The organism is Clostridium pabulibutyricum (genome assembly GCF_058242705.1).
This window is the reverse complement of the sequence record NZ_JBZAYZ010000001.1, coordinates 166855-188799: the sequence shown is the minus strand read 5'-3', so window position 1 is coordinate 188799 and position 21945 is coordinate 166855. Positions and strand designations below refer to the sequence as shown.

The following is a 21945-nucleotide window of genomic DNA, read 5'->3' as shown; positions in this document are numbered from 1 at the left end:
CTTCCTTTTACTTTACTTTTTAACATCAAGTATATTTCCCCTGCCGCAGCATTTGCTGGAAATATTATCGTCTTCTTTGAATGCTTTTACTTCAATATTTTCTACTTTTTTTGCATCTACCAATATTTTTTTCTTTCCATTTTTGTACTTTTCCAGTTGTGATGAGAAGTTTCTCCCTTCATGGCCTTTTTTATCTTTGTTTTTGTGTTTATCAATTGATATCCTTCTCTTGTTATGAATCTTGCCAGTACTCGTGGTTTCTTTGACTCTTCGCCTCAATTCAGGATCAACTTTATTCAATTTAAATTCCATGACAACACCTCTTTCAAGTGGACAAAGCTAGGCTCTTTCATCCATAAAGAAGCCCGACATCTCACAGAACTTGTCAATCATATCTATTATTTGTTTTGGCGGTACTTCCCGTACAACCTCGTTTGTGTCGTCATCTATTACCCGTACAACTATGTCTTTAAACTTTCCATACACCTCAAATTTCAAATGAGTGCTGGAGTCATCCATAAGCTTGTTCATCTCGTCTGCAGCAGTTTGAACATCTCTTTTTTCTATAATTTCTTCATGTTTCAAATCCAAGCTGCTTTTCCCATTGCCAAATACAAAACTTGTATAACCACTAGATGTATTTAATACTAAAGGCTGCTGTCCTCCCTGACTCATACCTGTAACTTCCATGCTAAAACACCTCTTTAACTTTAAAATATATCTATTCGACTATTTTTTTAATTTTTTAAGTACACTCATATCAGACGCCGCTGCACTTATATTTTCTTTTCCTACTTCCTTGTAGAGTTCTTTTCTGAGTATTGTTACATTCCTTGGCGCTGATATGGACAGTTTTACCGTTCCATCTTCTATCTTTGAAACGGTTATTTCGATATCGTCTCCTATCAAAAGAGACTCACCTTTTTTCCTACTTATAACAAGCAATCATGCTCCCTCCTCGAAAATAGGATATTTTATTTTGTAGTCTGAATTATCCAGTATTATTTGTTCCCCTATTTTTCTTTTTATATTTATTATAAAAGGAGCCTTTAGATTTGCAGTTATTTTATTAACATTAGAATTCAATGTCACAGTATTCAATATGATTAAATCTTTCCTATCATCAACTAAAAGCCGCTTAACTGATGTATCACTGAGTTCAAATTCGTAATCTTTTACTATGTTAAAAGGCGATACCATGACAAGTCCAATATCACAATTTTCAATGGATTGAAGTATATAAAAAAGTTCATTTTCCTCTGCAGGAAACAATATAAACTTTCTCAAATTTTCAAGTCCTGGAATTCCACCTTTAAAGCTTATTATATCCTCTTCTTTATAATGCCTTGTTCCATGATACTTTGTTCTAAGTTCCATATCAGTATCTCCTCATTAAAATCTATCAGCTTATATAATCCATAAGTGTTGGCTGCATTATTTTTGCACCTGTCTGGAGACATGCCTGATAGACTGTAATCATGGTCGCAAACTCTATTGTCTTTTTGGTAAGATCTATATCTTCGGTATTAGAAAGTGTATCCGTAAGATTAAGCTTGGCTGCTGAATTCTGATTTCCAAGATCACTCATTCTACTGTCTTTGGCTCCTATCTGCGAACGTACCTTCGATACCTGGCTTGAAGCCGCATCCATGTCTACAAGATCCTGCCCGCCAAGTTCCTCCTGTGCTGCTTTGGAATTATAGACCCAGGCATAATACTTTCCATCACTTCCGAGAACTGCTCCCTCATCGCCGGATGTAACTGCGCTTCCATCTGCTTTGCTGCTTGAATATACTTCACCTGCAAGGTGATGCACAACCCTGTCCATAAGCGATGATACATTGTCGTCTGCACCATCTCCATAAGTCATTACTTCAGTTGCTGTGGCATTATAGTCAAGTACTACTCCCTGAGATACCTCTATTACCTTTTTTGAACTTATGTTTTCCATATCCATACTGGAAAGCTGTTTACCATTAACTTTTGACATATCAGCTATATCTGTAGAAATAGTTATCTTCTGGCTGCTGTCAACTGCAAGAAATTTTATATTGCCGTTATTTGTCTTTACTACATTTATTTTGTCCTTAAGATTAGTATTGCTCTGAATTTGCGAATTTATATCTTTTACAACAGCATCTATATCGGCATCTCCTGGTTTTACAGATATTGATATCTTTGTTCCGCCATCAATACTAAAGTCAATTGTTTTGTTCTGCCATTTACTTACATCAAATCCATCAGATACAACCGCCGGCAGGTTTTCAATTGCTTTTCCATCTTTATTTGAATATTTAAGTGAAACACAGCTTCCATAATCTGAAAGGTCATTTCCGTTGTCGTCCTTTCCTGATCTTGTTATATCATAGTTATCGGTCATTATAGGTTTTGAGGAACCTGCCGTACCTCCAAATATATACTCTCCTTCAAAATTTGTATTTAAAATTTGTGCTATTTCGGATATTTGTTGATTGACCTCGTCATTTATCTTGTCCTTGTCTGACTGTGAATATGCGTTTCCAGACTTTACAAGATTCGCTCTTATATTGCTCAGTGCTGTTCCAAGCTGTCCCAATGCAGTATCCGTCGTATCCATCCACTTACTTGCAGTTTTTATATTGGAAGCATACTGTGTATTTGCATCTATTGCTGTCTGAAGCTGCATTGCCCTCTGAACATTTAGAGGATCATCAGATGGCTTCGAAAAATTCTTTGTAGAAGACATCTGTTGTTGGATCTTATTTAAATTCTGAAGATTGTTCTGCATATCCAGAAGAAAATTGTTGGATAATAATTTATTAGTTACTCTCAAATTAACTCCTCCTATCTTTTAAGTCCGTTTATTACAACGTCTAAAAGTTCATCCACCGTTGATATAGCCTTTGCGTTTGCCTGATAACAGTGTTCGAACTGTATTAGATTTGTCATTTCTTCATCCATTGAAACCCCTGATATAGATTCTCGCGACTGTTCATACACAGCAAGCTGGGCCGTTTGATTCTTAAGCTGCGTGTTTGCCTTGTTTGAATCACTTCCTATTACATTTACAAGGTTGTTGAAATAATTGTCCAGTGTAAGACCACCATCTGCATTTTTAATTGTATATATATTATTCAAATCACTGTCTGTAGAAAATACATCTTTGACGAAATTTTCCCTCGAACTTATGCTGTCGGTATCCGAAATATTAAGCAGGGCATTTGCAAGCTGAGCTACTGCAACCGCCCTGTTTGGGTCTGTGCTTGTGCCAAGCGCATCTCCCTTGGAGTCATACTTCGTCCCCGTCTTTATCTTCGATGGATTGTTCAAAAGCTCCACATTGAATGTAATATTTGCTGCAGTTATGCCGTTTTCATCCTCTTCCTTATAATCTGAATAATCCTTCTTGTCCCCATTTACAAAGAAGTTGTTTATTCCACCCTCTGGGGATCCATCCTCGCCGTCAGCTGTCCATTTATCACTTTGGCTCACTATTGCATTTACCGAGAATGCCAGTGCCTTGGCGAAATTGTCCAGTCTTGTCTGGTATTCCATGATATTGTCCTGCACCTGCATGTAACCTTTAAGCTCACCAGATGGTGGTTTGAAAAGTGCAAGGTCTTTAAAATCAACAGTATTTCCATCTTCCAATCTATCGCTGTCATTTACTGTTACAGTCTTACCATCAACATCAATTGAAGCTTTATACGCATTTCCATCCTTGTCCGCCCAGAGCACCCTGCTCTTTTCAAGCTCCTTTGCCTGGTCTGCAGTCATATTAACATTAAGTTCAACTCTGTCATCTGCATTTCCAACATCGCCTTTTTTATAATATACAACTTTATATTGACCTTCACCTGTTTTTTCTATGCTGGATACATATGAAAAAGTAGCTGTCTCTTCTTTTGAATCACTTGATACAAGGTTCAGCGTTTTTCCACCCAAAGTTGGCGCCGTACCATTATCATCCGTATCAGGTTTTTTGCCCAAATTCGAGCTTGTTACGTCGACCCCTTCATACCCTTCCTGGGTCACATCTATTCCAAGCTCATCACTGAGCTGGTCAAGAAGCAGGTCCCTGCTGTCCATAAGATCATTTGGATTATTTCCGGATTCCTTTATATTTATTATCTGCTTGTTCAAATTCGATATTTTTTCAATAAGGCTGTTCACATTTACAACTGAATTTTTTATTTCGGTTTCAGTATTAGTCTTTACGCTTGTCAATTGTGAATCCATAGAATTCAGCTCGTTTGCAAGCTGATAAGCTTCCTGTGCAACTGTATTTGTATTATCTGTTGTTGAACTTAAGCTTTGCCATGAATTAAAAAATTTTCCAAGTAGCGCTGAAAGTCCTGTATCCGTAGGTTCATTTATTATACCTTCAACCTGACTCAAATATTTTTGTTCTGCAGTACACTCTCCATTCACCGAATTCTGTACCCTGTACTGGTAATCGATAAATGTATCCCTTATCCTGTTTATTGCATCTACCGTAACTCCTGTTCCAAGCTGCCCTGCACTTGCTGCATTATCTATACTCGGCATTGTATATGGCAGAGTTGTAACAAGCTGTGCCCTCTGCCTTGAATATCCGTCAGTTCCCGCATTTGCTATGTTGTGCGAAGTTACATTAAGTGCTGTCTGCTGTGCGAAAAGACCACTTTTTGACGTGTTGAATATTGAAAATAGCCCTGGCATTTTATCACTCCTATATCATCTGTTTTTTCCCATTGCATTGTACGTACTTGCTGTCCTGTTTGGCTTTATCGCCGCAAGCATCTGAGTTGTAAATACAAGCCACTGCTTTACTAGCGCCTCATTTGTTTCTTTCTGAAATTGTATTTTTTCAATGAGTTCCACTATATCTTCATAGAGTTTTTTTGTATATTCATCTTCTGACTTTTGAACTATACTTCTCATTGGAGTATTCCCTGTAATTTTTCTTCGTGCAACTTCCCATTTTGCAACTTCTCTTGTCCTTGCATCTATAACTTTGACTATCTCATCTAATGAAAAAGCTTTCCTTTTTATCAAATATTCATTTTGCTTTCCAAGTGAATCATAAAGAAGTTTCAAAACATCATATTCCGAATCCATAACCTGAACAAGATCCATGCTTTCACCTCCCTTGAAAAAGGATGCTATATTCTTCCTTTCATACTGTCAATCATCTTCTGTGCCACAAGTTTAGCATCTACTTTATAGTTTCCATTTTCTATGGCTTTTTTTATGCTTTCGATTTTCTTTTTGCTGTCTTTTATAATATCATCATTCGGAGAATACGTACTGAGCCTTTTCCCTGCAGAAGATATGGAAATGGAATCTCTGTTTGCTTTGTAATTTGAGTCAATCTTGCTTTCCTTTATGTTGTCATTGTACATATTAACCAGTCGACTTGAACCGATCCCATTAACTTTCATAAAATACACTCCCTACATACAAAACCTAAAAGTTTATATTTACATTGCATACTGATATTATCGACTATTCACAATTAATATTTATACCTCCATCATATTAAATACTTATAAAAAAAACAGTACATTTAGAATTGATGTCTAAATATACTGCACCCTGCACAAATATCAACTATTGCTTTGTCCGAGGGACCTTATTCTCTCTTCACTGCTCACTATGCCAGTTATCCTTACTCCAAAATTTTCATCTATTACTACAACTTCACCATAAGCAACTTTTTTACCATTTACAAGTATTTCAACAGGTTCTTCAGCAAGCTTGTCAAGCTCTATGAGTGATCCCGTTCCAAAGTTCAATATGTCCTTTATCTTCTTCTTGGTTCTTCCAAGAACAACTGAAATTTGAAGCGGCACATCCATTATAAGATCTATATTTTTAGGTACAGATTCTGTGCTGCCTGAATTAAGCGGTTGAAATTGAGCCTGTTTGACATCTATTTTACTGTTTTGAGGTGCAGGGTTTTCTATAGGTTTTGGCGCTGGACTTGGAGCCGGACTTGGACTATTTGCAGCCGATGAAACAGCTGCAGCTGTCTCCCTGCTGCTTTTTACTTCTTCGGATGTCTGTTCCGTGCCTTTGTCCTCACTTTCCTCCTGACCCATCATTATTGAAACTATCTTCTTGGCGGTTTCAATAGGAAGTATCTGCATTATATGACTGTCTACAAGTTCTCCTATATTCAGTGAAAATGAAACTCTTACAATCGTCTCATCATCTGATATACTCTGTGAAAGAGGTTCGGTTACATCATTCCATATCTTCGACTTTGGAGGAGATATGTTAACCTCCCTCATAAACATTGTGGCCATTGAGGTTGCAGCTGATCCTATCATCTGATTCATTGCCTCGGACACTGCACTTTCCTGAATTTCAGAGAGCTTTGTATAGCTTTCCTCTTCAATATTTCCATCGCCGCCCATCATGAAATCTGCAATAATTGCAGCATCCCTGACTTCCATGACCAGCATGTTTTCTCCAACTATTCCGCTTGTATATTTAACTTCCAATGCAATATTTGGAACTTTGAAGCCACCTTTTAAATCATTAAGTGTAGTTACTGTAACAACCGGAGTAGTTATGTTAACCGGTTGGTTTATTATTGTAGACAATGCAGTTGATGCAGAACCCATTGATATGTTGCCTATTTCACCAAGAAGATCTTTTTCAACATCGGAAAGTCCTACATCCAAGCTATCATCTTTTTTCTCATCAACTTCTTCGCTTACCTTTTCTTCGTTTTTGCCACTTTCTTCTTCATCGCCTCCACCGTTAAGGAGTGCATCTATTTCTTCCTGTGAAAGGAATCCATTGCCTTCATTATCATTCCCGTTACTCATAATCTTCCACATCCTTATCTATTATATCTAGTACTTCAACACCCATGTTCTTACCAATTGTACCGGGTTTGCAGTGATAGTATGCTCTGTTTCCAACCATAAGTTTGACAGGACTCGTGGCTTTTTCATTCAGAGTAACTACATCACCTATATTTAAGTTTAAGAATTCCCTCACGGTAACATCCGCATCACCAAGTACACACGAGACATTTATGCCGACTACGTTAAGCCTTTCTCTAAGCTTTTCACGGGATTCACTCAGAACATCTTCATCACTGTCCTGGAACCAATACTGCACAACTAATTTGTCAAGTACTTTCTCTATACTCAAATACGGTATGCATATGTTAATAAAGGTAGTACTGTCGCTCATTTCAACAGAAAATGTTATAAGTGCAACAGGATCATTAGGTGCAAGTGTCTGGTTTAATGCCGGATTCGTTTCAATTCCCTCGATTTCGGTTTCAACTTCCATTACATCTTCCCATGCAAGCTTCAGGTTAGATATGAGCCCGGAGTTTACGATAGTAATTATGTTTTTATCTATATCCGTAAACTCCCTTGTTTTGAATTTTCCTTTTCCATCTCCACCAAGAAGCATATCTATAACTTCAAATACAAATTGTGGATTCATCTCAAACAAAATGGATCCACTTAAGGGAGGCATCTTGAATATAGTCAAAATAGTCGGATTGGGTACCGAATGAATAAATTCTTCATAGGTTATCTGCTGCACAGATTCAACTTTTACTTTAACATTTGTCCTAACCTGTCCTGTAAGATAGTTTGAAATTATTCTGGCATAATTGTCATGGATAAGTTCAAGAGTCCTTATATGCTCCTTTGAAAACTTTTGAGGACTTCTAAAATCATATGGCTTTACCTTATGCTTTTCTTCCTCTTTTGGCAGTTCATCTGGAGTAAGTTCTCCGGCAGATAATGCGGCTAAAAGTGCATCTATTTCACCCTGTGATAATACGTCTGCCATTTCTCTCCCTCATTTCTACGAAAATTCTAGTTACTAAAGAGCTTATCAATATCAATCAAGGTAACCACCCTGTCCTTAAAATTTATAACTCCCTCTATGTACGGCTTTTTGTTTTCATCATTTACTCTTTCAATTACTTCTTCATCTATATCCAAAACTTCATCTACCTGGTCAACAACTATGCCGACCAGTTCATCTTCCATTTCAAGTATTATTATGCTGTTCTCACCTTCATCATTGTTGTCTGCTTTTCTTACATCCATTATTAAATTTATATCGAGAATTGATATTACATTTCCCCTTAAATTTATAATTCCCTTTATATGTGCAGGTGCCTTAGGAACTTTTGTTATCTTCATTGTATCATTTATACTCTGAACTTTCGAAGTCTCCACGGCAAACTGCTCTTCGTTCAGTTTAAATATTACGACCTGCATTCCAACACCTCCTAAATTTTAATTCTAGCCAAGTACCTTGCTTATTGCCTCGATAACTCTGTCAGGTTGGAATGGCTTTACTATAAAATCTTTTGCACCGGCTTTTATGGCATCCATAACCATTGTCTGCTGTCCCATAGCCGAACACATTATTATTTTTGCACTTGAATCTATCTGTTTTATCGCCTTTACAGCTTCTATTCCATCCATATCAGGCATTGTTATATCCATTGTGATTACATCCGGTGATTCTTTTTTGAAAAGCTCAACAGCTTTAATACCGTTGTTTGCCTCTCCTACAACTTCAAATCCATTTTTTTCAAGTATATCCTTTATCATCATCCTCATAAAAGCAGCGTCATCTACAATTAATACTTTTGACATTTTATTCCCTCCAATTATTTAGTAGCTTTATATTATCCTATTCCAAGACTTCCAAGTATCTTTTCAAGGGAGCCCGGCATTGGTATATAGTAAAAGTGTCCGTTTAATTCCGAATTATCCTCAACAAATACAGTCTCTATATCAAGAACAGATTCATCAAACTGTCCAGACTCTATAAAAGTAGTCGATAGTATTGCTCCAAGCATATCATAGGTAACAGCGGGAACAGACGGCATTACTGAAAGTCCTGTAAATCTTGATATTGCATTCATATACGAACTCGATATTATATTTCCTATCTCACATATGGCTGAATTTCCCATTTCTGTGAGCTCACCATTTTTCTCTCCTGTAAGGTCACCTACTATTCCAAGTGCCACTTCCTTTTCAAATATAAAAAGTATGTTTCCAGGAGCGTCACCTAGAATTCTTACAATTACACCTACAACTGCCTGTTCCTCTCCAATGCTTTCAAATATGCTTCTAAACGGTATTACATTTACATAAGGTACCGTCATGTCCACTTTTCTGGATAAAAGCTGTGACAGTGCAGTTGCTGCATTTCCTGTGCCTATATTTCCTACTTCCTTAAGTGCATCAAGCTGCATTGGAGTGAGATTTTCAAAACTCATATATTAATCCTCCTTAAACAAGAGCTGCAACATCAAGTATCAAAGTTACAAGTCCATCACCAAGTATCGTAGCCCCTATATATTCTTTCATAGACTGAAGTGTTTTTCCAAGTGGTTTTATAACTATTTCCCTCTGTCCAAGAAGCGAATCCACCATAAGTCCTACTGTCTTTTCACCAACTTTGACTATAACTATATAACTCTTGGTATTATCCGACTTTTGAATATCAAGTTTCCTGTAAAGTCTTATAAAAGGTATTATATTTCCATTATAAATTATAATTTCCCTGTTGTTTGACATCTTCACTATATCATCACTGTAGTCTATAACCCTGTCTACATATCCAAGTGATATTGCCATGGTCTCCTGGCCTACAGAAACAAGAAGTGCCTGTATTATCTGAAGTGTAAGAGGAAGTCTTATTATAAACGACGAACCTTTTCCCTCTTCACTTATAAGGTCTACAGTACCATTCAGGGAAGATATCTTGTTTTTTACAACATCCATGCCAACTCCACGGCCCGATATATCTGTAACTACCTTGTTGGTGCTGAATCCCTGCATGAATATGACGTTCTTTATATCATTGTTTGTCATTCCCGTTGTATCTATTCCCATATTCTCTGCTTTTTCCTTGACTTTTGCTACATCAATTCCTGCACCATCATCTTCAACCTTTATAACTGCCTGTGTTCCTTCCTGATATGCAATCAGCCTTATCTTTCCAATAGGATTTTTTCCTGCCTTCAGTCTTTCTTCCTTTGATTCAATTCCATGATCGGCAGCATTTCTTATAAGATGTATAAGAGGCTCTCCAATTTCATCTATTACTGTTCTATCAAGTTCTGTATCGGCTCCTTCTATTACGAGATCCATTTCTTTGTCGAGTTCCACTGAAAGATCACGTACAAGACGAGGAAATCTGCTGAATACAGTATCAAGAGGAAGCATTCTTATTTTCATAACAAGATCCTGAAGATCGGATGTTGTCCTTGCAACCTGCTCCAGAGTTTCATTTAACTCCGCTGATTTATAGTTGCTGCTTATCTGCTCGAGCCTTGTTCTATGTATTACAAGCTCGGATACCATATTCATAAACTTATCAAGTCTTTCAAGGTCAACTCTTACAGACTGATGTATTTTCTTTTTAGGTTTTTTGTCCTTTTTAGGCTTCCCTGTATCTGCAGGTTTTGGATCCACCGGTTTCTGCTTTGGCTTCTCCTTTTGAGGTTCTTTTTGTGGAGATGGTTTTTTGCTCTCTTCAATTATTTTATTCTTTTTTTCTGAACTTATATCTATTTCTCTAACTTCCACACTTTCAACTTCCGATACTCCCATGACTATTTCCTTAAGTTCATCAGGTACTTTTGTTGAAAGCAGAACAAGACTTATTTCAAATTCAAAATTTTCATTTTCAAGATCTTCTGTTCCTGGGACAGACTTTGTTATTTCTCCCACTTCCTCAAGAGTCTTGAATATTAAAAATGCCCTTGCAGATTTCAAAAGAGTATTTTCGCTGAGTTTTATATCTATGTCATATGCGCCATATCCTCTATCCTTGGCCTGTTTTATTACATTTATATCATACTCGTTGAGTTCAACCTTTGAATCGGAATTCTTGATGACTTCTTCTTTTTCAGTCTGAGGCTGATTTTCTTCTTCCTGATTCTCTTCTCCTTTTTCAGCTATCTTTTCAAGTTCATTCATTATGCCTTCAATTGGAGTTTCATCATCAATTCCTTCCTCTATATTTTTAAGCATCTGTTCCAGGGTATCCAGACATTTAAATAAAACAGTAACTACATTCTGACTTACTTTAAGTTCGCCTTCCCTGAACTCAGAAAGTACATCCTCCATTTTATGCGTAAGTTCCGCCATTTTATTGAACCCCATAGTGGCTGCCATTCCCTTTATCGTATGTGCAACCCTAAAAATCTCGTTTACTTTGTCTACATTATCCGGTTCCTGTTCAAGCTGGAGAAGGGATTCATTCAAGGTCTGCAAATTATCCATTCCTTCTTCCAGAAACATGGACATATACTGAGATGTATCCATTTCATTACCTCCTTATAGCTTTCTATATATAAAGGTAGATGCTTTTTCAAAACCATAGTCCCTATAATTGTATATGCTTTCAGTAGCTCCCACAAACAGCATTCCTCCCTTTTTAAGAGATTTGCTGAATTTTTCATAGATTTTGTCCTTCACATCCTGATTAAAATATATTACTACGTTTCTACATACTATAAGGTCAAAATTGTCCTCATATCTATCCAATATGAGATCATGTTTTTTGAAAGTAACCATTCTCTTTATATTGTCTGTTATATTATATTTATCGTCTTTTTGTGTAAAATATTTATCCAAATATTCTTTTTTTACGTTTTTTACTTCCTGCTCGGAATACTCGCCATTTTTTGCCTTTGAGAGTATAGTATTATCTATGTCAGTTGCAATTATCCTGTGCGAACCTGTCGGGGACAGTTCTTTCAGGTATATTGCAATTGAATATGGCTCTGCACCTATAGAGCAGGCTGCGCTCCATATCTTGACACTGCCCTTTTCCTCCTGAAGTTTTTCCTTGAGTTTTGTCCTGAACTCCTCGAATATTTCAGGATTTCTAAAAAATTCAGATACATTTATGGTTATAAAATCAAGAAACTTCTGTTTCTGTTTGGCATCACCCTTTAAAAGTTTTATATACTCTTCTATACTGGAAACACCAACTCTAGACATAAGACTGTTTATTCTCCTATGCAGTTGATTGGGCTTGTACGCTGAAAGATTTATGCCAAATTCTCTCAAAACCCACTTTTCAAAATAATCCATATCCACAACCATAAATTCTACCTCCTACCTGTCAATACTAGATTTGTAATTTTATCAGCTATATCATCAAGTTTCAAAACCATATCGACTTTTCCCGTTTCATAAGCCGCTTTTGGCATACCATAAATTGTACATGTTGATTTATCTTCAGCTATGGTAATGCCGCCTTTGTCTTTAATTTTTTCTGTTCCACAAGCACCATCCTTGCCCATTCCTGTAAGAACAACGCTGACAAGACTTCCACCATAGACTTCAGCCGCCGATTCAAATAATTTGTCAACAGCAGGCTTTACTCCCCATATTGGCGGTTCATCCACAAGATGTAGCTTTCTATCCCTGCCTATTTTCATATGCAGGCCTCCCCTTGCTATGTATACTCTATCTGAAATTATGTTCATATTTTCTTCTGCTTCAACCACCTTCTGGTTTGAATTTGCATCCAATCTCTCAGAAAATGCCTTTGTAAAGCCAACCGGCATGTGCTGAACTACAAAAGTCGGAACACCTATATTCTTAGGCAGCTTTGTTATAACAGAATACAATGCCTTTGGTCCTCCTGTAGACGCTCCTATAACTACAGCCTTTATGCTGTGCCTTTCATATCTTTTTGCCTCCGGTACAACCTGATTTTTTACCGTTTGAGAAGTTCTATCACAATTCTCAACGCTGCATGACATTTTTATTTTCTTTATAAGTTCATATTGTACTTTATTTATATCAAGCGAAATAGGACCTGACGGTTTCTGTATGAAGTCAAATGCTCCCTCCTGAAGACAATCCATTGTGAGTTTCGTACTGGAAGTTGAACTACTGCTTAAGACTATCGTTGGTATATTTATATTTCTGCTTTTCATTTCCCTGAGAGCCGTTATTCCATCCATTCTAGGCATCTCAACATCCAAAGTTATTATATCCGGCATATTTACTGAATGAATGCCTGACAGCTTTTCAAACATGTCAACGCCATTTCTTGCAGTACCTATAACTTCCAAACAATCGTCCTCTTCTATCATGTCAGAAATAATTTTTCTCATTAATGCTGAATCATCTACTACTAAAACTTTTATTTTTTTCAAACCCTATCACTCCAGTAATTTAATAAAATTACAATTCTTTCGTACCAACTCCAACAGTTCTTATCTCCACAGAACCTCTTGCAGTATCAAATATCATGGTTCTTCCCTTATTTCCACCAAGATCTTCTGCAAGAAGAGGAATAGAGTACTTTTTAAGATTAAGCTTTACAGACTTTCCATTTCTGTTACCTATATCCATGGTCATATTCCTGTCTGAAAAGTTGAACATGGATGCTCCTCCTGCTATTTTAGCTGTAAGGTTTCTTTTGTTTGCTCCAATTTTTTCAAGCTTTTCAATAAGCATTGGTATTGCTAAATCTGCAAACTTCATTGGATTTTTAACACTGCTAAATTGTGTACTGTCGGGAAGCATTATATGTGCAAGTCCACCAATTGACTTAATTTTGTCATAAAGTGCTATTCCCACACAAGATCCCAATCCTATCGTCATAATTACATCAGGTGAGGTGGCCGTATTCATATCTGCAATTCCTACTTTTATATTATTTATATCCATAATACTGCACCTTTCAATTATTTATTGTATAAGCTGCTTTTCATCTTCCGTCAGTATTGTTGTAAGATTTAAAAATATTATTATTCTATCATCCAACTTTACAAGTCCCTTTATATATCTCTTCGATATACCGGATACAATTTCAGGAGGTTCTTCTATAATCGACCTATCTATGTCTCTCACTTCTGATACTACATCTACTATTATTCCTATTTTATTTTCATCCTGTTTTGTAACAATGATTTTTGAATCCTTGGTAGCTTCTCTGTATTCAAGTCCAAATTTCCTTGTAAGAGAAATTACAGGAAGTATGTTTCCCGAATAATTTATAACACCTTCTACAAAATCAGGGGAATCCGGAATTTTGGTAGTTTCTTCATAGCCAAGTATCCTCTCTACTTCCATTATGTCAGTAGCATAATATTCCCCGTTTATACTGAATATAAGTATTTTCAATTCCTTTTCATCCATTTCAAACATCCTCCTAACTGTATTTTATCTCTAATATGTTAATTATAATCCATTAAATCCAATTTATACAACATTTTTTTACAATAAAAGCTTATCTACAACTATATTGTCATCTTTTAGATATACATGAACATCTTTGCTGGGTGAATCCAGCACTGCTTCCTTGTTTCCAACCTTCATAACAGTATTGTGATATGCAACATCAGCCCAGATGTTGCCGTCATCTCCAACCTCAATTTTTGTAGTAACCCCTGCTACACTGCCAACTATTCTGCATTTTACATCACTCTTTGCTTTTATGCTTCCGCCTCTTGCAACAGAATTTTCTTTTGTGAATTCAACAGAGCCATTTGCTGAAATTGTCGATATATATTCTCCTTTTCCAGTTATAACTATGTCTCCCGAACTTTCAACATCTGAATTTTGACAGTATGACATAACAATCTTCACAGGAAGCTTCAACGTATCTTGAAGGTCACTTATTTTTTCATCCACACTGTCCAGAACATCTCTGAGCTCCGTATAACTTTTTATACTTATAGGTGCCATTCCCATAAGTCTTGTTCTTATATATCCCACGACTTTGTCCTTGTTTCCACTCTCATTTCCTATGCTTAGATCCGCTATTATATCTATACAAAGCTTTATCAAATTCTTAAACTTGCTCTCTATAAGTATTTTTATTATTTCGCCGTCTTTTTTGCCTTCTCCCAGAAGATTGTACATCTTCATTTCTTTAACTGCACTTATAAGATCTTCTATGACCTTTCTAAACTCCATGAGATGTTTTACAGCCTTTATCTTTTTTACATCCTCACCGCCGCCGCTTACTTCAGATGCAACTATGCTTCCCTTGACAACTATGTTGCCTCTCGCAGATATCTTTGCCCTCTCAACATCCTTGTCCACAATAAGATTGTTTCCACAATCTATTTCCATACCTTCTTTTATTCCCCCATGAATACTTATATCACCAAGGAAACATATATTTCCCGTCTTCAAGTCAACATCATTATTAAGCTCATGAACCTGTTTTACATAGAAAACATTTCCATTGAAAGAAGGCTTTCCCGCAATTAATGCTGCTATAGTATTTTCGTCTTTTTTTACACATCCTGCACCTGCTTTTATTGAAATCTTTTTTCCCTCTTTGCTTTTTATCTTTCTTCCTGTTACATCACACCCATCCTGACCGGATTTTCCAGGATGCTTCACTGCTATAACATCGCCCTTTCCCACAGAGTTTACAAGTCCTATACTCTTAAAATCTATATTTCCAACCTCATCTTCCTTAAAAGAAGAAGAAGTTTTGAATTTGATTTCTATGAAATCATCTTCTCCGTTTACTACCTTTTTTCCAAGGGCTGCAGTAATCTTTTTATTGTTTTTCGCTGTAATATTTCCTAAATTCTCTTCTATTATGCCATATACTATACCACTTTTTGAAAGTTCATCTTTTATTTCATTGAATGTATATGCCGGTGGATATATTCTATCCGCAACCTTGAGGTGAAGAACCATTCTCTGACTTTCCGGTGCATCTTCAAGTGCATAAACTTTCTTTGGAATATATGAAACCTCCAAAAAAGCCTCCATCTTATCCTCCGATGTGTAAATGTCAATATGTCTTGATGCTTCCACCTCGTCAAATATAACCTGTATTTTGTTGTTTGAGAACACTTCACTGCTTTTTTCCACTTCTTCCCCATCTACAAAAAGCTTCATATGTTCCCCTTTTTCTATTACTGCAGGACTTCCTCCTGTATCTGGATCTTTTACAGTTACAACTGATCCCGAAACAGAAATTGTTCCATTTGAATTCTTCACCTCATGTTTCTCAGAGGGTACCGTTTTAGAATCATTTTTCTCCTTTGCTCCATATACTTCTATAACCACTTTTCTCTTAAAAAACCCTTTTTTGTTTTCCAGAATATTATAATTTAGGTTTTCCTGGTCAATACCTAAATCTACAGCCGCATTTCTAAGACAGATTTCAAGTGAATTTCCCCTAAATATTTTTTTCATAATTTCCCCTCCACTTATTATCTAAAACTATTTATATCCTCATGCATCCTCTTATCATAAGCTTTCATTATCTGAAGAACAAATTTGTTATTTGAAGAAGAGTATATAGCCTCATCCATGGCTCTTATTGGCAGAACCTTCGGCGAAGTTCCCGATATAAATGCAGCATCAAAAGTTTCAGCTTCCGTGTACTTTATTTTTCTTTCAATAACACGTATACCCATATCACTGCATATATCAAATATGATACGCCTCGTGGTACCTGGAAGCACCTGATCCAAAGGTGCTGTAACAACACTACTGCCTTTTATAAAAAATATATTGGATCTGCTTCCTTCAGTTATATTGCCATTTCTATCCACAAGCACCGCCTCAAATACATTCTTATCCTTTATTCGAATATCTATTCGTTTTCTAAAGTCATTATCAATAATTTTTGCGTTTGGATTATGTCTTTCTCCAAAGAAAAAAGTAGTATCAACTCCTTCTATATACTGGCTTTTATCCGGATAATGATATTTTATGAAATACAATAAAAAATTATTTTCGACATTATAATTGAATACAAGTTTTATATTGCCTGTGGTACACTTGTTCACATTTATAAGTCTAAGTATATCCTCTTTCATTCTCTCTCTCGTAAGCCACAGTTTCAATCCTGATTTACTTGATGAATTCTCAAGTCTTTCAATGTGTTCTCTTAAAAAAAGAGGCTTTTTTTCTATAACCCGTATTACCTCATAGAGAGACTTACCAGATGTTACATTTTCACTTTTAAATTTACTTAAATCTTTTACGTCACCGTTCTGTATAAAAAACTTACAGTCGCTGTTCAATTTTATGTCACCTCTGAATAGTTAGATTTAACAAAATTTTAATATATCGGTTCTATTATATTTTACCATTATCCAAAGTACAATTTCCACACAATAAAAATTTTATGATATAATTATAAAGTTCAATGAAAGATAAAGGTTGTGATCAATTTGGAAAAACTTGCGATATTTGATGTTGACTTTACTATAACTCGAAGGGAAACGCTTCTTGAATTTTATCTTTTCATGATTGGAAAAAAACCTTCGCTTATATTTCATGCCCCTTTTGCCTTTGGATCTTCCCTGATGTTTATTACAAATATAATGGAAGCAAAAAAAACGAAAGAAAATTTTATTAATTTTATAGATGGAATGAAAGAGGAGTATCTAACTTCCCTTGCAGAGGAATTTTACAGTACGCATTTGAAAAAAATACTTTACAAGGATGCACTTTCTGAAATTCGAAAATTAAAATCTCAGGGATTTAAAATATACTTGATATCTGCGTCACCTGAATTCTACTTGAACACCCTGTATGACATAAAAGAAGTCGACAAAATAATAGGAACGGTGTTTATCAAGTCAAATGGAATATATTCAAATAAAATAGCAGGAGAAAACTGCAAGGGACAGGAAAAGGTACTAAGGCTAAAAAATCACCTTGAAGAAAACAACATAAAAGTTGATTTCAAAAATTCATACATGTTTTCAGATTCACTGTCGGATCTTCCCCTTTTTAACCTTGTAGGTCATCCCTATCTTATAAATTTCAAGAAAAAAGACAGTAAAAATATAAATATACTAAAGTGGAACTAAAAGGAGACGGATTGTTAATTTATAATCCGCCTCTTTATTATTCTTATTTATTTGTAAAAATGTATTTTTACCTACTCAAGCGATGAATAATAATTTGAAGCCTCTTCAAATTCAACATCATCTGGAATTACAAGCTCTCCAGTTTCATCATCCCCTACAACCTTGAAAAGATATACACTATCCTTCTCGGGATGCTGAACTACTGCATATTCATTGTCCTTGAACACAAATCCATCTACTACTTCGCAATGTACTACATTTCCTTCTTCATCTTCAAGATCTACCATCATGGGTTCATGGGAATGATCATGACCGCATTCGCAGCCGCAGCCACACGAATCTTCATGAACATGCTGATGTTCATGTTCATGTCCGCAGTTACAACCGTCTTCTAAATTTTTTTTATCCATGTATGGACCTCCTTTTTAGTGTTATGTTTTAATTTTACCCTTAATTGTGAAATAGTAAAAGCTTTTTTTGAATTTAATTGATTTTTATAAAAAAGAGAAGCCACAAGTGGCTCCTCTTTCCTATTATTTATAAAGTTCTACTAATCTTAACAGATGTTCGTAACGCTGTTTTGCAGATTTTTCGGATTCATCGAATAATTTCTCTGCACGATCAGGGAATGCACGTTTCAAACGAGTGTAACGTGTTTCATTATTCAAGAAGTCCTGATAAGTTCCATCACCTGGTTTAGATGTAAGAGTGAATGGATTCTTTCCTTCAGCTTTTTTAAGAGGATTGAAGGAGAACAGATTCCAGTATCCAGCCTTTACAGCTTTCTTCATCTCATCCTGGCAGTGGTTCATGCCGCCCTTAACTCCGTGAAGTTCACAAGGTGCATATCCAATGATAAGTGATGGTCCGTTGTAAGCTTCTGCTTCAGCAATAGTCTTAACAGCCTGAGCTGGGTTTGCACCAAGAGCAATCTGTGCTACATATACGTATCCATAGCTCATAGCTATTTCAGCGAGGCTCTTCTTTCCAACTTCTTTACCAGCAGCAGCAAACTGACAAACTTCACCTATGTTTGAAGCCTTTGAAGCCTGTCCACCTGTATTTGAGTACATCTCAGTATCAAATACCATTACATTTACATTTTCTCCTGAAGCAAGTACATGGTCAAGTCCACCGAATCCGATATCGTATGCCCATCCGTCTCCACCAAGAATCCATACTGATTTCTTAGCAAGATACTGCTTCTTTTCGAGTACTTCTTTTGAAAGATCACAACCTTCAGCAACAGCCTTTTCAAGCTCAGCTACCAATGCATCTGCAGCAGCTGTGTTTTCTTTTGTGCTGTCTTTTGTTGCCATGAACTTCTCAGCAGCAGCTTTTAATTCAGCAGATGCCTTGTCAGATCCAGCAATCTTCTCAATCTTTGCTATAGCTTGGTCACGAAGTGTCTTCTGTCCAAGATACATACCAAATCCATGCTCTGCATTATCTTCAAACAATGAGTTAGCCCAAGCTGGACCCATCTTTGAATCTTTGTTAACTGTGAATGGACTTGTTGCAGCAGGTCCACCCCAGATGGAAGAACATCCTGTAGCATTTGAAATGTACATGTGTTCACCAAACAACTGTGTAAGCAAACGAGCATAAGATGTTTCAGCACATCCTGCACAACTTCCAGAGAACTCAAGAAGTGGCTGATTGAACTGTGAACCCTTAACTGTAGTATCAGCTGGAACTCCAGGCTTCTTGCCTACATTATCAACCAAGTAGTTGAATACTGGCTGCTGGTCTTCCTGTGATTCCTGAGGTACCATTTTGATAGCCTTTGTAGGACAAACGGTAATACACTCTCCACATCCCATACAATCAAGTGGTGATACACTCATTGTGAATTTGTATTCGCCAGCCTTTGGCTTAGTATCAGCTAATTTTATATTTGAAGGAGCAGCTTTTACTTCATCTGCGCTAAGCATGAATGGACGAATTGTTGCGTGAGAACATACAAATGCACAGTTGTTACACTGAATACATTTATCCTGATCCCATTCTGGAACAGTTACAGCAGTACCACGTTTTTCATATGCAGCAGCACCTATTTCAAACTGTCCATCTGGATTTTCTTCAAATGCAGATACAGGAAGACTGTCTCCATCCATAAGTCCGATAGGATTCATAAGATTTTTAACCATCTTAACTGTTTCTGGACGTCCTGTAAGCTCTGGAGCTTTAGGATCTGCTGCTGGACTCTTCCATGAAGCTGGAACGTCTACTTTATGAACAGCATCTACACCGGCATCAATTGCCTTGTAGTTCATCTCTACAACTGCATCACCCTTTTTACCATAGGATTTTTTAGCAGCAGCTTTCATAAAGTTAACAGCATCATCAATAGGCATGATGTTTGCCAGCTTAAAGAATGCAGATTGAAGAATTGTATTAGTACGTTTTCCCATACCAATTTCAATTGCCTTGTCAATAGCATTGATTGTATACAACTGTATGTTGTTATCTGCTATGTATTTCTTAGCATCAGCAGTTAACTTGGAATCAAGTTCATCATCTGACCACTGGCAGTTAATCATGAATGTTCCGCCTGGTTTAACGTCCTGAACCATCTTATATCCTTTAACGACATATGATGGGTTATGACATGCAACAAAATCAGCCTGATTTATATAATATGGGCTTCTGATTGGCTTGTCACCAAATCTAAGATGTGATATTGTTACACCACCAGTTTTCTTTGAATCATACTGGAAATATGCCTGGATGTATTTATCTGTATGATCTCCTATGATCTTTGTTGAGTTCTTGTTGGCACCTACTGTACCGTCACCGCCAAGACCCCAGAATTTACATTCTACAGTTCCTGGTGCAGATGTAATAGGAGCTGGTTTTACTTCCGGCAAACTCAATTTTGTAACATCATCAACTATACCGATTGTGAAACGAGCCTTAGGGGCATCTTTCTTCAATTCAGTATATACAGCAAATACGCTGGATGGTGGAGTGTCTTTTGAACCAAGTCCGTAACGTCCTGCTGTTAATGTTACATCGTTAAGTCCTGCTTCACGAAGAGTTGTAGCTACATCAAGATAAAGTGGATCTCCAAGTGCTCCTGGCTCTTTTGTACGGTCAAGAACTGCAACCTTTTTAGCTGTCTTAGGTAAAACTTTAAGAAGTGAGTTTGATACCCATGGACGATATAGACGAACTTTAACAAGTCCAACTTTTTCTCCCTTGGCTGTCAAATAATCAATAACTTCTTCAGCTACATCGCATATTGATCCCATAGCTATGATAACACGATCAGCATCTGGAGCTCCATAGTAGTTAAACAAGTCATAGTTTGTACCAAGTTTTTCATTTATTTTAGCCATGTATTTTTCAACAACAGCTGGTAATTTATCATAAGTTGTGTTGCTTGCTTCACGATGCTGGAAGAATACATCTCCATTTTCGTGAGAACCACGCATAGCTGGATGTTCTGGGTTTAATGCATGTTCACGGAAAGCTTTAACAGCGTCCATGTTGCACATTTCTTTAAGATCTTCATAGTCCCATTTTTCTATTTTTTGAATTTCATGGGATGTACGGAATCCGTCAAAGAAGTTTATAAATGGAACTTTACCTTCGATTGCTGAAAGATGTGCAACCGGGCTTAAATCCATTACTTCCTGTGGGTTTGTTTCAGCAAGCATCGCGAAACCTGTCTGACGACAAGCATATACATCACTATGATCACCAAATATATTAAGTGACTGAGTAGCAACAGTACGTGCTGATACGTCGAATACACAAGGAAGCTGTTCAGCAGCAATTTTATACATATTAGGAATCATCAAAAGAAGACCCTGTGATGCTGTAAATGTTGTTGTGATAGCTCCGGCAGCAAGAGAACCATGAACAGTTCCTGCAGCACCTGCTTCAGACTCCATTTCTACAACGTTAACCTGATTACCAAAAATGTTTTCACGTCCTGCAGCAGACCACTGGTCGATAACATCAGCCATTGGACTCGATGGTGTGATAGGATAGATTCCAGCTACTTCAGTAAACGCATAAGCTACGTGTGCAGCAGCTGTATTACCATCCATTGATTGTTTAGATCTTGACATGTAAAATTCCTCCTTTATTTTTTTAAGTCATATAGGGTCACATATTGTTGTTCAACAACTTGATCTTAATAAAAACAT

The 21945-nt window shown here is 36.7% G+C and carries 23 protein-coding genes; 1 reads left to right on the top strand and 22 read right to left on the bottom strand.

The window, feature by feature from the left end:
- Positions 1-12 precede the first annotated feature (12 nt).
- The 20 genes from AC4CVH_RS00915 to AC4CVH_RS00820 all read right to left on the bottom strand — a co-directional run bounded on the left by AC4CVH_RS00915 (position 13) and on the right by AC4CVH_RS00820 (position 16993).
- Positions 13-312 carry a hypothetical protein gene (locus AC4CVH_RS00915; protein WP_490785832.1) on the bottom strand — a complete coding sequence of 100 codons (300 nt, stop codon included), beginning with the start codon at positions 310-312 and terminating at the stop codon, positions 13-15.
- A gap of 27 nt (positions 313-339) precedes the next feature.
- The gene (locus AC4CVH_RS00910; RefSeq protein ID WP_490785831.1) at positions 340-690 is read right to left on the bottom strand and encodes a flagellar protein FlaG; all 351 of its coding nucleotides are present in this window, start codon (positions 688-690) and stop codon (positions 340-342) included.
- A gap of 39 nt (positions 691-729) precedes the next feature.
- Positions 730-945: a carbon storage regulator CsrA gene (gene csrA / locus AC4CVH_RS00905; protein ID WP_490785830.1), complete on the bottom strand. Its 216-nt coding sequence runs from the start codon at positions 943-945 to the stop codon at positions 730-732.
- Positions 946-1377: a flagellar assembly protein FliW gene (fliW, locus tag AC4CVH_RS00900; RefSeq protein WP_490785829.1), complete on the bottom strand. Its 432-nt coding sequence runs from the start codon at positions 1375-1377 to the stop codon at positions 946-948. It abuts the gene before it with no gap.
- Positions 1378-1402: 25 nt separating this feature from the next.
- Complete coding sequence (gene flgL / locus AC4CVH_RS00895) at positions 1403-2812, bottom strand: flagellar hook-associated protein FlgL (RefSeq protein ID WP_490785828.1); 1410 nt, start codon at positions 2810-2812, stop codon at positions 1403-1405.
- 11 nt (positions 2813-2823) lie between these two features.
- The gene (gene flgK / locus AC4CVH_RS00890; protein ID WP_490785827.1) at positions 2824-4680 is read right to left on the bottom strand and encodes a flagellar hook-associated protein FlgK; all 1857 of its coding nucleotides are present in this window, start codon (positions 4678-4680) and stop codon (positions 2824-2826) included.
- A 15-nt stretch (positions 4681-4695) separates the two neighbouring features.
- The gene (locus AC4CVH_RS00885) at positions 4696-5097 is read right to left on the bottom strand and encodes a flagellar protein FlgN (RefSeq protein WP_490785826.1); all 402 of its coding nucleotides are present in this window, start codon (positions 5095-5097) and stop codon (positions 4696-4698) included.
- Between the two features lie 26 nt (positions 5098-5123).
- A complete protein-coding gene (flgM, locus tag AC4CVH_RS00880) occupies positions 5124-5402 on the bottom strand; it encodes a flagellar biosynthesis anti-sigma factor FlgM (RefSeq protein ID WP_490785825.1) in 279 nt (92 codons plus the stop codon).
- Positions 5403-5567: 165 nt separating this feature from the next.
- Complete coding sequence (gene fliY / locus AC4CVH_RS00875; RefSeq protein ID WP_490785824.1) at positions 5568-6797, bottom strand: flagellar motor switch phosphatase FliY; 1230 nt, start codon at positions 6795-6797, stop codon at positions 5568-5570.
- On the bottom strand, positions 6790-7785 hold the full coding sequence (gene fliM, locus AC4CVH_RS00870) for a flagellar motor switch protein FliM (RefSeq protein ID WP_490785823.1): 996 nt from the start codon (positions 7783-7785) through the stop codon (positions 6790-6792). Before fliM ends, fliY begins: the two co-directional genes overlap by 8 nt.
- A gap of 26 nt (positions 7786-7811) precedes the next feature.
- On the bottom strand, positions 7812-8222 hold the full coding sequence (locus AC4CVH_RS00865) for a chemotaxis protein CheW (RefSeq protein ID WP_490785822.1): 411 nt from the start codon (positions 8220-8222) through the stop codon (positions 7812-7814).
- 24 nt (positions 8223-8246) lie between these two features.
- On the bottom strand, positions 8247-8606 hold the full coding sequence (locus AC4CVH_RS00860) for a response regulator (protein WP_490785821.1): 360 nt from the start codon (positions 8604-8606) through the stop codon (positions 8247-8249).
- Between the two features lie 32 nt (positions 8607-8638).
- Entirely contained in the window at positions 8639-9238 is a 600-nt protein-coding gene (locus tag AC4CVH_RS00855) for a chemotaxis protein CheC (protein WP_490785820.1), read from the bottom strand.
- Between the two features lie 13 nt (positions 9239-9251).
- Positions 9252-11294, bottom strand: coding sequence for a chemotaxis protein CheW (locus tag AC4CVH_RS00850; RefSeq protein ID WP_490785819.1), 2043 nt, complete (start codon positions 11292-11294; stop codon positions 9252-9254).
- Positions 11295-11306: 12 nt separating this feature from the next.
- On the bottom strand, positions 11307-12074 hold the full coding sequence (locus tag AC4CVH_RS00845; RefSeq protein WP_490786298.1) for a CheR family methyltransferase: 768 nt from the start codon (positions 12072-12074) through the stop codon (positions 11307-11309).
- An 11-nt stretch (positions 12075-12085) separates the two neighbouring features.
- On the bottom strand, positions 12086-13144 hold the full coding sequence (locus AC4CVH_RS00840; RefSeq protein ID WP_490785818.1) for a protein-glutamate methylesterase/protein-glutamine glutaminase: 1059 nt from the start codon (positions 13142-13144) through the stop codon (positions 12086-12088).
- 28 nt (positions 13145-13172) lie between these two features.
- On the bottom strand, positions 13173-13661 hold the full coding sequence (locus AC4CVH_RS00835) for a chemotaxis protein CheD (protein WP_490785817.1): 489 nt from the start codon (positions 13659-13661) through the stop codon (positions 13173-13175).
- A 21-nt stretch (positions 13662-13682) separates the two neighbouring features.
- Positions 13683-14132, bottom strand: coding sequence for a chemotaxis protein CheW (locus tag AC4CVH_RS00830; RefSeq protein WP_490785816.1), 450 nt, complete (start codon positions 14130-14132; stop codon positions 13683-13685).
- 78 nt (positions 14133-14210) lie between these two features.
- Positions 14211-16157 carry a flagellar assembly protein A gene (locus AC4CVH_RS00825; RefSeq protein ID WP_490785815.1) on the bottom strand — a complete coding sequence of 649 codons (1947 nt, stop codon included), beginning with the start codon at positions 16155-16157 and terminating at the stop codon, positions 14211-14213.
- Between the two features lie 17 nt (positions 16158-16174).
- Entirely contained in the window at positions 16175-16993 is an 819-nt protein-coding gene (locus tag AC4CVH_RS00820; protein ID WP_490785814.1) for an aminotransferase class IV, read from the bottom strand.
- 150 nt (positions 16994-17143) lie between these two features.
- Here AC4CVH_RS00820 and AC4CVH_RS00815 point away from each other — a divergent pair, with 150 nt between their 5' ends.
- Positions 17144-17788 carry an HAD-IB family hydrolase gene (locus tag AC4CVH_RS00815; RefSeq protein WP_490785813.1) on the top strand — a complete coding sequence of 215 codons (645 nt, stop codon included), beginning with the start codon at positions 17144-17146 and terminating at the stop codon, positions 17786-17788.
- A 71-nt stretch (positions 17789-17859) separates the two neighbouring features.
- Here AC4CVH_RS00815 and AC4CVH_RS00810 read toward each other — a convergent pair whose 3' ends face one another.
- Positions 17860-18198: a DUF1292 domain-containing protein gene (locus AC4CVH_RS00810; RefSeq protein ID WP_490785812.1), complete on the bottom strand. Its 339-nt coding sequence runs from the start codon at positions 18196-18198 to the stop codon at positions 17860-17862.
- Between the two features lie 123 nt (positions 18199-18321).
- Complete coding sequence (gene nifJ, locus AC4CVH_RS00805; RefSeq protein WP_490785811.1) at positions 18322-21867, bottom strand: pyruvate:ferredoxin (flavodoxin) oxidoreductase; 3546 nt, start codon at positions 21865-21867, stop codon at positions 18322-18324.
- Between the last annotated feature and the right edge of the window lie 78 nt (positions 21868-21945).

Bases quoted from the DNA above. Each gene is read 5' to 3' on its own strand.
- flgK (WP_490785827.1), bottom strand. From the start codon at position 4,680: ATGCCAGGGCTATTTTCAATATTCAACACGTCAAAAAGTGGTCTTTTC.
- AC4CVH_RS00850 (WP_490785819.1), bottom strand. From the start codon at position 11,294: ATGGATACATCTCAGTATATGTCCATGTTTCTGGAAGAAGGAATGGAT.
- AC4CVH_RS00855 (WP_490785820.1), bottom strand. From the start codon at position 9,238: ATGAGTTTTGAAAATCTCACTCCAATGCAGCTTGATGCACTTAAGGAA.
- AC4CVH_RS00865 (WP_490785822.1), bottom strand. From the start codon at position 8,222: ATGCAGGTCGTAATATTTAAACTGAACGAAGAGCAGTTTGCCGTGGAG.
- AC4CVH_RS00825 (WP_490785815.1), bottom strand. From the start codon at position 16,157: ATGAAAAAAATATTTAGGGGAAATTCACTTGAAATCTGTCTTAGAAAT.
- AC4CVH_RS00915 (WP_490785832.1), bottom strand. From the start codon at position 312: ATGGAATTTAAATTGAATAAAGTTGATCCTGAATTGAGGCGAAGAGTC.
- fliY (WP_490785824.1), bottom strand. From the start codon at position 6,797: ATGAGTAACGGGAATGATAATGAAGGCAATGGATTCCTTTCACAGGAA.
- AC4CVH_RS00830 (WP_490785816.1), bottom strand. From the start codon at position 14,132: ATGGATGAAAAGGAATTGAAAATACTTATATTCAGTATAAACGGGGAA.
- fliW (WP_490785829.1), bottom strand. From the start codon at position 1,377: ATGGAACTTAGAACAAAGTATCATGGAACAAGGCATTATAAAGAAGAG.
- AC4CVH_RS00910 (WP_490785831.1), bottom strand. From the start codon at position 690: ATGGAAGTTACAGGTATGAGTCAGGGAGGACAGCAGCCTTTAGTATTA.
- AC4CVH_RS00885 (WP_490785826.1), bottom strand. From the start codon at position 5,097: ATGGATCTTGTTCAGGTTATGGATTCGGAATATGATGTTTTGAAACTT.
- AC4CVH_RS00860 (WP_490785821.1), bottom strand. From the start codon at position 8,606: ATGTCAAAAGTATTAATTGTAGATGACGCTGCTTTTATGAGGATGATG.
- nifJ (WP_490785811.1), bottom strand. From the start codon at position 21,867: ATGTCAAGATCTAAACAATCAATGGATGGTAATACAGCTGCTGCACAC.
- AC4CVH_RS00835 (WP_490785817.1), bottom strand. From the start codon at position 13,661: ATGGATATAAATAATATAAAAGTAGGAATTGCAGATATGAATACGGCC.
- flgM (WP_490785825.1), bottom strand. From the start codon at position 5,402: ATGAAAGTTAATGGGATCGGTTCAAGTCGACTGGTTAATATGTACAAT.
- fliM (WP_490785823.1), bottom strand. From the start codon at position 7,785: ATGGCAGACGTATTATCACAGGGTGAAATAGATGCACTTTTAGCCGCA.
- AC4CVH_RS00810 (WP_490785812.1), bottom strand. From the start codon at position 18,198: ATGGATAAAAAAAATTTAGAAGACGGTTGTAACTGCGGACATGAACAT.